This is a genomic window from Micromonospora sp. CMU55-4 (assembly GCF_011602315.1).
GTDB lineage: Bacteria > Actinomycetota > Actinomycetes > Mycobacteriales > Micromonosporaceae > Micromonospora > Micromonospora chalcea.
In genome coordinates this window covers 248,157-260,075 of record NZ_JAAOLH010000003.1, presented here as the reverse complement: position 1 = coordinate 260,075, position 11,919 = coordinate 248,157, and the positions used below count along the sequence as shown (strand labels likewise).

Annotated in this window: 14 protein-coding genes; all 14 read left to right on the top strand. The window is 75.5% G+C overall.

Features of this window, described 5'->3' with window-relative positions:
- Window positions 1–20 precede the first annotated feature (20 nt).
- The 14 genes from HA073_RS07380 to HA073_RS07315 all read left to right on the top strand — a co-directional run bounded on the left by HA073_RS07380 (window position 21) and on the right by HA073_RS07315 (window position 11,825).
- The gene (locus HA073_RS07380) at window positions 21–404 is read left to right on the top strand and encodes a DUF1622 domain-containing protein (RefSeq protein ID WP_043323431.1); all 384 of its coding nucleotides are present in this window, start codon (window positions 21–23) and stop codon (window positions 402–404) included.
- Window positions 405–459: 55 nt separating this feature from the next.
- Window positions 460–2,592 carry a heavy metal translocating P-type ATPase gene (locus HA073_RS07375; protein WP_166455976.1) on the top strand — a complete coding sequence of 711 codons (2,133 nt, stop codon included), beginning with the start codon at window positions 460–462 and terminating at the stop codon, window positions 2,590–2,592.
- Window positions 2,593–2,686: 94 nt separating this feature from the next.
- Window positions 2,687–3,085, top strand: a complete 399-nt coding sequence (locus HA073_RS07370) for a molybdopterin-binding protein (protein WP_043323433.1) — start codon at window positions 2,687–2,689, stop codon at window positions 3,083–3,085.
- On the top strand, window positions 3,082–3,864 hold the full coding sequence (gene modA / locus HA073_RS07365) for a molybdate ABC transporter substrate-binding protein (protein WP_166455975.1): 783 nt from the start codon (window positions 3,082–3,084) through the stop codon (window positions 3,862–3,864). The genes HA073_RS07370 and modA overlap by 4 nt, the downstream gene beginning before the upstream one ends.
- Window positions 3,861–4,658 (top strand): ABC transporter permease, encoded by a 798-nt coding sequence (locus HA073_RS07360; protein ID WP_064445678.1) that lies wholly within the window; start codon window positions 3,861–3,863, stop codon window positions 4,656–4,658. The genes modA and HA073_RS07360 overlap by 4 nt, the downstream gene beginning before the upstream one ends.
- Window positions 4,655–5,710: an ABC transporter ATP-binding protein gene (locus HA073_RS07355; protein WP_166455974.1), complete on the top strand. Its 1,056-nt coding sequence runs from the start codon at window positions 4,655–4,657 to the stop codon at window positions 5,708–5,710. Before HA073_RS07360 ends, HA073_RS07355 begins: the two co-directional genes overlap by 4 nt.
- Before the next feature lie 104 nt (window positions 5,711–5,814).
- Window positions 5,815–6,078 carry a hypothetical protein gene (locus HA073_RS07350; RefSeq protein WP_205796395.1) on the top strand — a complete coding sequence of 88 codons (264 nt, stop codon included), beginning with the start codon at window positions 5,815–5,817 and terminating at the stop codon, window positions 6,076–6,078.
- A gap of 49 nt (window positions 6,079–6,127) precedes the next feature.
- Entirely contained in the window at window positions 6,128–7,147 is a 1,020-nt protein-coding gene (locus HA073_RS07345) for a zinc-binding alcohol dehydrogenase (RefSeq protein ID WP_375336224.1), read from the top strand.
- A 2-nt stretch (window positions 7,148–7,149) separates the two neighbouring features.
- Window positions 7,150–7,548: a 6-carboxytetrahydropterin synthase gene (locus HA073_RS07340; RefSeq protein WP_043323437.1), complete on the top strand. Its 399-nt coding sequence runs from the start codon at window positions 7,150–7,152 to the stop codon at window positions 7,546–7,548.
- A 4-nt stretch (window positions 7,549–7,552) separates the two neighbouring features.
- Complete coding sequence (locus tag HA073_RS07335; protein WP_166455972.1) at window positions 7,553–8,590, top strand: glycosyltransferase family 4 protein; 1,038 nt, start codon at window positions 7,553–7,555, stop codon at window positions 8,588–8,590.
- Complete coding sequence (locus HA073_RS07330; RefSeq protein WP_166455971.1) at window positions 8,587–9,396, top strand: class I SAM-dependent methyltransferase; 810 nt, start codon at window positions 8,587–8,589, stop codon at window positions 9,394–9,396. Before HA073_RS07335 ends, HA073_RS07330 begins: the two co-directional genes overlap by 4 nt.
- 147 nt (window positions 9,397–9,543) lie before the next feature.
- Window positions 9,544–10,440: a lysylphosphatidylglycerol synthase transmembrane domain-containing protein gene (locus HA073_RS07325; RefSeq protein WP_240925600.1), complete on the top strand. Its 897-nt coding sequence runs from the start codon at window positions 9,544–9,546 to the stop codon at window positions 10,438–10,440.
- Between the two features lie 69 nt (window positions 10,441–10,509).
- On the top strand, window positions 10,510–11,139 hold the full coding sequence (gene ribA / locus HA073_RS07320; RefSeq protein ID WP_030499246.1) for a GTP cyclohydrolase II: 630 nt from the start codon (window positions 10,510–10,512) through the stop codon (window positions 11,137–11,139).
- Complete coding sequence (locus tag HA073_RS07315; protein WP_043323447.1) at window positions 11,136–11,825, top strand: RibD family protein; 690 nt, start codon at window positions 11,136–11,138, stop codon at window positions 11,823–11,825. The genes ribA and HA073_RS07315 overlap by 4 nt, the downstream gene beginning before the upstream one ends.
- The last annotated feature ends 94 nt before the right edge of the window (window positions 11,826–11,919 follow it).

The following is an 11,919-nucleotide window of genomic DNA, read 5'->3' as shown; positions in this document are numbered from 1 at the left end:
GGCTGGTGCGGGGGTGCCGGGTGCCGACGAAGGAGATCGTCCAGCACGTCGGGGCGCTGCTGGACCTGGCCGGGGTGCTGGTGATCGCGGTCGGTGTCGCGGTCGCCACAGTCGTGTTCGCGGTGCGCTGCGTCCGGACCCGGCAGGTGGTGGCGCACTACCGGGCGTACCGGCAGGGGGTCGGCCGGGCCATCCTGCTCGGCCTGGAGTTCCTGGTCGGCGGCGACATCATCCGGACCGTCGCGGTGTCGCCCACGTTCACCAGCGTCGGCGTGCTGGCGCTGATCGTGCTGGTCCGTACGTTCCTCAGCTTCTCCCTCGAGGTGGAGCTGGACGGTCGGTGGCCCTGGCAGGGCCGCCCTCCGGCGGACCGGCCGAGCGTCGGCGCCCGCCCCCAGCGCTGATCGCCCGTCACGTATTACCCCCAGGGGGTATGGTGGTCGGCGGAGGTGACGCCCGATGGAGCACTCACCCGCTCACCACGGCGACCACGGCACCGATCATGGCGGCGGCGCGCACGCCGGGCACGACCCGGAGCAGTTCCGCCGCCGATTCTGGCTGAGCCTGGCGCTGACCCTGCCGATCGTCGCCACCAGTCACATGGTGATGGACTGGTTCGGCTACTCGATCGACCTTCCCGGCGTGCGCTGGGTCGGCCCGGTGCTCGGCACCGTGGTCTTCCTCTACGGCGGCTGGCCGTTCCTCACCGGCGGCCTGCGTGAGCTGCGCGAACGCAGCCCCGGCATGATGCTGCTGATCTCGATGGCGATAGTCGTCGCGTACCTCGCCTCGGCCGCCACCAGCATCGGCCTGTTCGACCTGGACTTCTGGTGGGAGCTGGCCGCGCTGGTCACCATCATGCTGCTCGGCCACTGGCAGGAGATGCGGGCGGTCGGGCAGGCACGCGGCGCGCTCGGCGCCCTCGCGGCGCTGCTGCCCGACGACGCCGAGCGCCTGGACGACGCCGGGCGGCCGCATCCGGTGCCGGTCGGCGAGCTGCGGGTGGGCGACCTGGTGCTGGTGCGCCCCGGCGGACGGGTGCCGGCCGACGGCCGGATCGTCGAGGGCGCCGCCGAACTGGACGAGTCGATGATCACGGGGGAGTCGCGGCCGGTGGCCCGCGCCGCCGGGGACCGGGTGGTCGCCGGCACCGTGGCCACCGACTCCACCCTCCGGGTACGCGTCGACGCGGTCGGCGCGGACACCGCGCTGGCCGGCATCGGGCGGCTCGTCGCCGAGGCGCAGGCCTCCGGCGGGCGCGCGCAGGTGCTCGCCGACCGGTTCGCCGCGCTGCTGTTCTACCTGGCGGCGTTCGCCGGCCTGGCGACGTTCGCGGTGTGGGCGCTGCTCGGCGACCCCGACCAGGCGGTGGTACGCACCGTGACGGTGCTGGTGATCGCCTGCCCGCACGCGCTCGGCCTGGCGATCCCGCTGGTGGTGGCGCTGTCCACAGCGCTGTCGGCGCGCGCCGGCATCCTGGTCAAGGACCGGCTCGCGCTGGAGCGGATGCGCACCGTCGACACCGTCCTGTTCGACAAGACCGGCACGCTCACCACCGGCCGGCACACGGTGACCGGCGTGGCCGCCACCGGCGGGATGGACTCCGCCGCCGCCCTGGCCGTGGCCGGCGCGGTCGAGGCCGACAGCGAGCACCCGCTGGCCCGTGCGCTCGTCGCCGCCGCCGACGTGCGGCCGACGTCTCCCGGGCCGACGTCTCCCGGGCCGACGTCTCCCGGGCCGACGTCTCCGACCGGGTCCGACGCCGAGCCCGGCCCGGCGCGTCCGGTCGCGCGCGGCTTCCGGGCGCTGACCGGCCGGGGCGTGCGCGCCACCGTGGACGGCGTGGACTGGGCGGTCGGCGGACCGGCCCTGCTGCGCGAACTCGACGCCCCGGTGCCGGACGACCTGGCCCGGGCCGCGCAGGAGTGGTCGGGCCGGGGCGCCGCGGTGCTGCACCTGGTCCGGCTGCCCGAGGGCGGGCAGCCGGAGGTGACCGCCGCGTTCGGGCTGGAGGACCAGGTCCGCCCGGAGGCGCGGGCCGCCGTGGCCGAGCTGCGCGACCTCGGCGTACGCAAGATCGTGATGATCACCGGCGACGCGCGCCCGGTGGCCGAGGCGGTCGCCGCCGACCTCGGGTTCCGGCCCGGCGTCGACGAGGTCTTCGCCGAGGTGCTCCCGGCCGACAAGGACAAGGCGGTGGCCGAGCTGCGCGGTCGGGGACTGACGGTGGCGATGGTCGGCGACGGCGTGAACGACGCCCCGGCGCTCGCGCGCGCCGACGTCGGGCTGGCCATCGGCGCCGGCACCGACGTGGCGATCGAGTCCGCCGGGGTGGTGCTGGCCGGCTCCGACCCGCGCGGCGTCGGCGGCGTGATCCGGCTGTCCCGCGCGTCGTACCGGAAGATGCGGCAGAACCTGGCCTGGGCGGCCGGCTACAACGTGGTCGCGATCCCGCTGGCCGCCGGTGTCCTCGCCTGGGCCGGGATCGCGCTCAGCCCGGCGCTGGGCGCGGTGCTGATGTCCGCCTCCACCATCGTGGTGGCGCTCAACGCCCAACTGCTGCGCCGGGTCCGGATCACCCCGGCCGAATGACCCGCAGTTCCGGTTCCCGAGCCGCCTTGAGGTTCGCGGATGCGAGCCACCATGCCCCTTCCGGCTTGCATCTGCGGGCCGCTAGGGTGAGCGCGTGACGGTGTTCCGGATCGGTGAGGCAGCCGAACTGCTCGGGGTCAGCGCGGACACGGTCCGCCGTTGGATCGACGCCGGCAAGCTGCCGGCCACCCGCGACGAGCACGGCCACCGGGTGCTCGACGGCGCCGACGTCGCAGCGTTCGTCCGCGCTCCCGGCCACCCCGAGCTGTCCTCCGCCCGCAACCGGCTGCGCGGCATCGTCACCGCCGTGGTCAAGGACACCGTGATGGCCCAGGTGGACATCCAGGCCGGGCCGTTCCGGGTGGTGTCGCTGATGAGCCGCGAGGCTGTCGACGACCTCGACCTCCAGGTCGGCGCCGTCGCCGTCGCCGTGATCAAGTCGACCACCGTCGTGGTCGAGCGAGCCACCCCCAGGGGAAGGACCAGCCCGTGACCGTACGGTGGATCCGCGCCGCCCTCGCCGGCGCGCTGGTGGCGGCGCTCGGCCTGACCGGCTGCGGCGGCGCGGACGCCCCGGCCGGGCCCGACGGCGCCGGCCCGGTGACGGTGTTCGCCGCCGCCTCGCTCACCGAGTCGTTCACCCGGCTCGGCAAGGACTACGAGGCCGCGCACCCGGGCCGCACCGTTCGGTTCAACTTCGGCGGCAGCTCCGGGCTGGCCACCCAGATCACCCAGGGCGCGCCGGCCGACGTGTTCGCCGCCGCGTCCCCGGCCACCATGAAGACGGTCACCGACGCCGGTGACGCCGCGGGCGAACCGGCGGTGCTGGTCCGCAACCAGCTCGTCGTGGCCGTACCCCGGGGTAACCCGGCCCGGGTCGGCGGCCTGGCCGACCTCGCCCGCCCCGGCGTCAAGGTGGCGCTCTGCGCCGAGCAGGTGCCCTGCGGCGCCGCCGCGCGCACCGCGCTCGACGCGGCGGGTGTGCGGCTCACGCCCGCCACGCTCGAACAGGACGTCAAGGGCGCGCTGGCCAAGCTGCGCCTCGGCGAGGTCGACGCCGCGCTGGTCTACCGCACCGACGTCCGCGCCGCCCCCGGGCTCGACGCCGTCGAGTTCCCGGAGTCCGCGCGCGCGGTGAACGACTACCCGATCGTGGTGCTGCGCGCCGCCGGGAACCCGGCCGGCGCCCGCGCCTTCGTCGACTTCGTCCGCTCCGACGCCGGGCTCGCCGTGCTCACCGCCGCCGGGTTCCAGGCGCCGCCCGGCGCATGAGCCGCACGGTACGCCGGCAGCGGGTGCCGATCGCCCTGCTCGTGCCCGCCGGGCTGGGACTGGCCTTCCTCGTCCTGCCGCTGGCCGGTCTGCTGCTGCGAGCCCCCTGGACGACGCTGCCCGGGCGGCTGACCGAACCGGGTGTGCTCACCGCGCTGCGGCTGTCGCTGGTGACCGCCACCGTCGCCACGCTGCTCTGCGTGGCGCTCGGCGTACCCCTGGCGTGGCTGCTGGCCCGCGTGGAGTTCCCCGGGCGGCGGCTGGTCCGGGCGCTGGTCACGGTGCCGCTGGTGCTGCCGCCGGTGGTAGGCGGCGTGGCGCTGCTGCTGGTCTTCGGCCGGCGCGGGCTGATCGGCTCGTGGCTGGACGAGACGTTCGGCGTGACGCTGCCGTTCACCACCGCCGGGGTGGTGCTGGCCGAGGCGTTCGTGGCCATGCCGTTCCTGGTCATCGCCGTCGAGGGGGCGCTGCGCGGCGCCGACCCCCGGTACGAGGAGGCCGCCGCCACGCTCGGCGCCGGGCGGTTCACCACGTTCACCCGGGTCACGCTGCCGCTGGTCGCCCCGGGCGTGGCGGCCGGGGCGGTGCTCTGTTGGGCCCGCGCGCTCGGCGAGTTCGGCGCCACCATCACGTTCGCCGGCAACTATCCGGGCCGCACCCAGACCATGCCGCTGGCTGTCTACCTTGCGCTGGAGACCGACCTGCAGGCCGCGATCGTGCTGAGCCTGATTCTGCTCACCGTCTCCGTGGTCATCCTCGCCGCGCTGCGCGACAAGTGGGTCGGCAGCACATGACCGCGCTGCTGGACGCGCACCTGGTCGCCGACCGGGACGGCTTCACCCTCGACGTGCGGCTGCGCATCGCCGCCGGTGAGGTGGTGGCGCTGCTCGGCCCCAACGGCGCGGGCAAGACCACCGCGCTGCGGGTGCTCGCCGGGCTGCACCCGCTCACCGCCGGGCATCTCACGCTCGACGGCGCCGACCTGGACCGGCCGGACCGCCGGATGTGGACGCCGCCGGAACGGCGGCCGGTCGGCGTGGTGTTCCAGGACTACCTGCTGTTCCCGCACCTGAGCGCGCTGGACAACGTGGCGTTCGGGCCGCGCCGCCGGGGCGCCGACAAGCGGGCCGCCCGCGCCCGTGCCCAGGAGTGGCTGGACCGGGTCGGCCTCGGCGACCAGGCCCGGCGCCGGCCCCGGCAGCTCTCCGGCGGGCAGGCGCAGCGGGTCGCGCTGGCCCGCGCGCTCGCCGTCGACCCGGCCCTGCTGCTGCTCGACGAGCCCCTGGCCGCGCTCGACGCGCGGACCCGGCTGGACACCCGCGCCGAACTCCAGCGCCACCTCGGCGCGCATCCCGGCGCGACGCTGCTCGTCACCCACGACCCCCTCGACGCGCTGGTGCTCGCCGACCGGCTGGTCATCGTGGAGCACGGCCGGGTGGTGCAGGAGGGTGACGCCGCCACCGTCACGGCGCGGCCACGCACCGACTACGTGGCCCGGCTGGTCGGGCTGAACCTGCACCGCGGCCGCGCCGACGGGCACACGGTCACCGTCGGTGAGCTGGCACTCACCACCGCCGACACCGTCCACGGTGACGTGTTCGTCGCGTACCCGCCGGCCGCTGTGGCGCTGCACCCGTCCCGGCCCGAGGGCAGCCCGCGCAACGTGTGGGCGGCCACCGTCACCGGCGTGCAGCGCCACGGTGACAACCTGCGCGTGCAGCTGGCCGGCCCGGTCGAGGTGGCTGCCGACGTGACGCCCGCCGCCGCGGCCCACCTCGGGCTGATCCCCGGCCGGCCGGTCTGGGCGGCGGTCAAGGCAGCGGAGACGCGCGCCTATCCGGCGTGACAAACACCGCTGGTCGCGGCATGTGCGCAGGTGAGAGGTTTGATCTGCGCTCAACCGGTCACTGGGACGGTAGCGACGACGCAAAGGGGGACACGGTGCCCGACATGATCCGCAACAGGTCCAGTCAGGACGCCGACCTGCCACGGGGAGTCACCGACCCGTTGCTCTGGCGGGCCGCGTACGACGTGGCCGTCGCGCACCGGCCCGACGAGTCCGGCCGGTGCGAGAGCCTGCTGTGTGACGGTCAGGTCGCGCCGTGCGACGCGCTGACGGCGGCCCACCGGGCGATGGAGCTGGCCGGGGACCGGCACGCCGACCGGGCCGAGCCGGAAACGTGGCGTACGGAGCAGCGGCGGCGCGCCGCCTGAGCATCGGGTCGCGGGCGGTTCGAACCGTTGACGTCCCGCTTCCGTGTTTATGATCGACAACTCGGTCGGAATGCGGGGAAGAGGAGAGTTCGTGACGGTAGACGCCCAGGCGTTCTGGCTCCGCGCCTCCGGCGAGGGCGAGATCCGGCCGGTGCGCGTCGCCTCGCCCGGCCCGGGTGAGGTGCTGGTGCGTACCCGCTTCTCCGGCGTCAGCCGCGGCACCGAGACGCTCGTGTTCACCGGCCGTGTCCCGGCCGACCAGCACGCCGCCATGCGCGCGCCGTTCCAGGAGGGCGACTTCCCCGCCCCGGTGAAGTACGGCTACCTCAACGTCGGCACGGTCGAGGCCGGCGACGAGCGGCTGCTCGGCCGTACCGTCTTCTGCCTCTACCCGCACCAGAGCGCGTACGTGGTCCCGGCCGACGCCGTGACCGTCGTGCCGGACGGCGTGCCGGCGCAGCGCGCGGTGCTGGCCGGCACCGTGGAGACCGCGGTGAACGCGCTGTGGGACGCCGCGCCGCTGGTCGGCGACCGGGTCACGGTGATCGGCGGCGGGATGGTCGGCTGCGCGGTCACCGCGCTGCTGGCCCGCTTCCCCGGCGTCCGGGTCGAGCTGGTCGACGCCGACCCGGCCCGCGCCGACGTGGCCGCCGCGCTCGGCGCCGACTTCGCCGCGCCCGCCGACGCGGCCGGCGGTCGCGACCTGGTGGTGCACGCCAGCGCCACCGCCGACGGGCTGCAGCGCGGCCTGGAGCTGCTGCGTCCCGAGGGCACCGTGCTGGAGCTGAGCTGGTACGGCGACCGGCCGGTCACGCTCGCGCTCGGCGGCGCGTTCCACTCCCGACGGCTGCGCATCCGCAGCAGCCAGGTCGGCACGGTGTCGCCCCGGCGCGCCGACCGCAGCTACGCCGACCGGCTCGCCCTGGCCCTGGACCTGCTCGCCGACCCGGCGTTCGACGCGCTGCTCACCGGCCGGTCCCGCTTCGACGACCTGCCCGACGTGCTGGACCGGCTCGCATCGGGCCGTCTTCCGGCGCTGTGCCATCTCATCACCTACGGCGAGGAGTGAACGTGTTCAGCGTGACCGTCCGGGACCACATCATGGTCGCCCACAGCTTCCGCGGCGAGGTGTTCGGCCCGGCCCAGCGGCTGCACGGCGCGACGTTCGTCGTCGACGCCACGTTCCGCCGGCCGGAGCTGGACGACGACGGGATCGTGGTCGACATCGGGCTGGCCACCGAGCAGCTCAAGGCCGTGCTCGGCGAGCTGAACTACCGCAATCTCGACGACGAGTCCGCCTTCACCGGGGTGAACACCACCACCGAGGTGCTGGCCCGTACGGTGGCCGACCGGCTCGCCGACGCGGTGACGGCCGGCCGGCTGGGGGAGGGGGCGCGCGGCCTGACCGGGATCACCGTCACCCTGCACGAGTCACACATCGCCTGGGCGAGCTACGAGCGGTCGCTCTGATCGGATGAGCGTCGTCCACGTGGTGCTGCCGGGTGACATCGACGACCCGGCGGACCCCAGCGGCGGCAACGCCTACGACCGTCACGTCTGTCGTGGCCTGGCCGGACGCGGCTGGACGGTCCGGGAACACCAGGTGCCCGGCGGCTGGCCGCACCCCGGGCCACGCGAGCGCGCCGACCTGGCCGGACTGCTCGGCGGGCTCCCCGACGGCGCGACGGTGCTGCTCGACGGCCTGGTCGCCTCCACCGTGCCGGACGTGCTCGCCCCGCACGCCGCGCGGCTGCGCCTGGTGATCCTCGTGCACCTGCCGATCGAGGGGGAGACCGAGGCACGGGCGCTGGCGGCGGCCACCGCAGTGGTAGCCACCAGCGAGTGGACCCGCGGCCGGCTGCTCGACCGCTACCGGCTGCGCCCCGAACTGGTGACGGCCGCCCCACCCGGCGTCGACCCGGCGCCCGTCGCCCCCGGCACGCCCGGTGGTGGGCGGCTGCTCTGCGTCGCCGCCGTCACGGCGGTCAAGGGCCACGACGTGCTCGCCGCCGCGCTCGCCGAGGTGGCGGACCTGAACTGGACCTGCGACTGGGTGGGACCGCTGGAGCGGGACCGGCCCTTCGCCGACCGGATGCGCGGGCGGCTCGCCGCCGCCGGTCTGGGCGCCCGGGTCCGGCTCACCGGCCCCCGTACCGGGCCGGACCTGGCCGCCACCTACGCCGCCGCCGATCTGCTGGTTCAGCTCTCGCGACAGGAGACGTACGGGATGGTGGTCACCGAGGCGCTGGCCCGGGGCGTACCGGTGCTGGCCAGCGACACCGGCGGCCTGCCGGCCACGCTCGGGCACGCGCCCGGCGGCGAGCGGCCCGGCCTGCTGGTGCCACCGGACGACCCGGGCGCGACCGCCGCGGCGCTGCGCCGCTGGCTCACCGACCCCGGCCTGCGGGACCGGCTGCGCCGCGCCGCCCGGCAGCGGCGGGACACCCTCACCGGCTGGCTGGCCACAGTGGACCGGCTGGCGACGGCGCTGAAGGAGGCGACCGCGGCATGACCACCTCACTCCCGCCCGGCTTCGCGGACTGGCTGCGGCTGCGAGAGCCCGCCGACGCGGCGGCCCGCAGCGCCGAGCTGGCCGACGCGGTCCGCGACCGGATGCCCGCCGGCCGGCCGCTCGTCGTGCACGACCTGGGCAGCGGCACCGGCTCGATGGCCCGCTGGCTGGCGCCCCGGCTGCCCGGCCCGCAACACTGGGTGCTGCACGAACGCGACCGGGACCTGCTGGCGCTGGCCCGCTCGGCGCGGCTCACCGCCGCCGACGGGGCCGAGGTCACCGTGACGACGCTCGACTCGGACATCACCCGGCTGACCGCCGCCGACCTGGCCGGCGCGCACCTGGTCACCGCGTCCGCGCTGCTGGACATGCTCACCGCCGAGGAGGTCGGGCGGATGGCGGCGGCCTGCGCCGGGCACCCGACGCTGTTCGCGCTCACCGTCACCGGGCGGGCCGAGTTCACCCCGCCGCACCCGCTCGACGCCGAGCTGACCGCCGCGTTCAACGCCCACCAGCGGCGCACCGTCGACGGCCGGGCGCTGCTCGGGCCGGACGCCGTGGACGCCGCCGTGGCCGCGTTCTCCCGTCACGGCGTCGAGGTCGTGGTGCGCCCCACCCCGTGGCGGCTCGGCCCGGAGCAGGCGGAACTGGCCGCCGAATGGCTCACCGGCTGGGTCGCCGCAGCGGTCGAGGAACTACCGCATCTGTCCGGGCCCGCCGGGACGTATCAGAAGTGGCGGCTCGCCGAGGTCGCCGCCGGCCGGCTCGACGTGGTGCTGCATCACGCCGACCTGCTCGCCGGCTGAACCGTACCGGCTGCTGGCACGTGACAACCGGTGGGAACAAGGGAGGACCGTTTGTCACACGTCGCCGTCGCCGTCGCCGGACCCGTACCGGCTGTCACGCCCGCGCCGCCGCGCCGGGCCCGGACGCGCCGGACCTGGGTACGTCCGCTGCTCGGGCTCGCGGTGCTCGCCGTGCTCGTCGCGTCAGTGGGCACCGGTCCGTTCCTGGCCGGGCTGCGCCTGATCGACGCGCCGGCGCTGGCCGCCGCGCTCGGCATCGGCGTGATCACCACCGTCTGCTGCGCCTGGCGCTGGTCGCTTGTCGCCGGCGGGCTGGGCGTACGGCTGCCGATGCGCGCCGCGGTGGCGCACTGCTACCGGGCGATCTTCCTGAACTCGACGCTGCCCGGTGGCGTGCTCGGCGACGTGCACCGGGCGGTCCGGCACGGCCGCGACGCCGGGGACGTGGCCCGGGGCGTACGGGCGGTGGTCTGGGAGCGCACCGCCGGTCAGGTGGTGCAGGTGGTCATCGCGGTGGCGCTGCTCGCCGCGTTCCCGTCACCGGTGCGCCGGTACCTGCCGTGGCTGGCGGCCGGCCTGGCCGTGGTGGCGCTGGCGCTGGCGCTGGCCGCCCGTGCGGTGCCCCGCTCCGGGGCGTCCCGCTGGGCGCGGGCGGCCGGGACCGTGGTCGCCGATGTGCGCTCCGGCGTGCTGGGCCGCCGGACCTGGGCCGGTGTGGTGATCGCCTCGACTGTGGTGTTCGCCGGCCACCTGGCCACGTTCGTGGTGGCCGCCCGCACCGCCGGGACGGACGCCCCGCTGTCCCGCCTGCTGCCGTTGACGCTGCTCGCCCTGCTGGCCATGGCGGTGCCGCTCAACGTGGGCGGGTTCGGCCCGCGCGAGGGGGTCGCCGCGTGGGCGTTCGCCTCGGCCGGGCTGACCGCCGCGCAGGGTGTGGCGACCGGCACGGTGTACGGCGCGCTGGTGCTGGTGGCCAGCCTGCCCGGCGCCGCGGTGCTGCTGGCGCGGCGGATGCCCCGGCGGGAGCCCGGCAACTGTCGGTGATCCCGCCTACGGTGGGGGAGCGAGGTGTGCGTCGCCGGGTCCGCCCGGCGACCGGACGACAGGAGAACCATGGACGAAACCCTGCCCACCGCGACGGTCCGGACCCGCGTGACGGTCCCGCTACGGTTCCCCGACGGTTACGTGACGACCGCGCGCGTGCACACCTTTCACGGTCTCGTCGACGGGCGCGAGCACCTGGCGTTCGGGCTCGGTGAACACGTCGACGCCGACCCGCCGCTGGTCCGCCCGCACAGCGAGTGCCTCACCGGGGACGTGTTCGGCAGCCAGCGCTGCGACTGCGGGCCGCAGTTGCGCGAGGCGGTCGAGCGCATCGCCGAGGCCGGTGGCTACCTGCTCTACCTGCGGCAGGAGGGGCGGGGCATCGGCCTGTACGCCAAGCTCGACGCGTACGCGCTGCAGGACGACGGCCTCGACACGTACGAGGCGAACCTGGCGCTCGGGCGCGGCGCGGACGAGCGTGACTACACGGTGGCCGCGCAGATGCTCGGCGCGCTGGGCGTGGACCGGGTGGCCCTGCTCAGCAACAACCCGGACAAGGCGGCCCAGCTCGAACGGCTGGGCGTCACGGTGGCCGACCGGGTGTCCACCGGCGTGCACCTGTCGCCGGCGAACGCCGGTTACCTGGCGGCCAAGGTGACCCGCGCCGATCACGCCCTCGACCTGCCGTTCGTGCCGTGACCACCCGCCCGTACGTCCTGCTGAGCTGCGCGATGTCGATCGACGGCTACATCGACGACGCGACCACCGACCGGCTGCTGCTGTCGAACGACGACGACCTGGACCGGGTCGACGCGACCCGGGCCGGGTGCGACGCGATCCTGGTGGGCGCGGCGACGGTGCGCCGCGACGACCCCCGCCTGCTGGTGCGCAGCGAGCGGCGGCGCGCCGAGCGGGTGGCGCGCGGCCTGCCCCCGTCGCCGGTGAAAGTGACAGTCACCGGCAGCGGCGACCTCGACCCGGGGGCGCGCTTCTTCACCATGGGTGACGGGCTCAAGCTGGTGTACTGCCCGAGCGGAGTGGTGGACAAGGCCCGTGAGCAGGTCGGCGCCGTGTCCACGGTGGTCGACGCGGGCGATCCGGCCACCGCGGAGGCGGTGGTGGCCGACCTGGCCGGGCGCGGCGTGACGCGCCTGATGGTGGAGGGCGGCGGCTCGATGCACCGCCAGTTCCTCACCGCCGGCCTGGCCGACGAGCTGCACCTGGTGGTCGCCCCGTTCTTCGTGGGGGACCGTCGGGCGCCGCGCTTCGTCGGGGACGGCCGCTTCCCGTGGCACCCGGGCCGTCGGGCCCGGGTGGTCGAGGTACGCCAGATCGGCGACGTGGTGCTCACCCGCTACGCGTTGTCCGACCGCTGCCCGGCCTGACCCGTCGTCCCGCCCGGTCCACCCTTGTGCAAGCTCACGGTCGTGATTAGTTTGTTGACCATCCATACGAACTAATCCACTGCGCATCCCTTTC

Bases quoted from the DNA above. Each gene is read 5' to 3' on its own strand.
- HA073_RS07375 (WP_166455976.1), top strand. From the start codon at position 460: ATGGAGCACTCACCCGCTCACCACGGCGACCACGGCACCGATCATGGC.
- HA073_RS07360 (WP_064445678.1), top strand. From the start codon at position 3,861: ATGAGCCGCACGGTACGCCGGCAGCGGGTGCCGATCGCCCTGCTCGTG.
- HA073_RS07355 (WP_166455974.1), top strand. From the start codon at position 4,655: ATGACCGCGCTGCTGGACGCGCACCTGGTCGCCGACCGGGACGGCTTC.
- HA073_RS07350 (WP_205796395.1), top strand. From the start codon at position 5,815: ATGATCCGCAACAGGTCCAGTCAGGACGCCGACCTGCCACGGGGAGTC.
- HA073_RS07345 (WP_375336224.1), top strand. From the start codon at position 6,128: ATGATCGACAACTCGGTCGGAATGCGGGGAAGAGGAGAGTTCGTGACG.
- HA073_RS07335 (WP_166455972.1), top strand. From the start codon at position 7,553: ATGAGCGTCGTCCACGTGGTGCTGCCGGGTGACATCGACGACCCGGCG.
- HA073_RS07330 (WP_166455971.1), top strand. From the start codon at position 8,587: ATGACCACCTCACTCCCGCCCGGCTTCGCGGACTGGCTGCGGCTGCGA.
- ribA (WP_030499246.1), top strand. From the start codon at position 10,510: ATGGACGAAACCCTGCCCACCGCGACGGTCCGGACCCGCGTGACGGTC.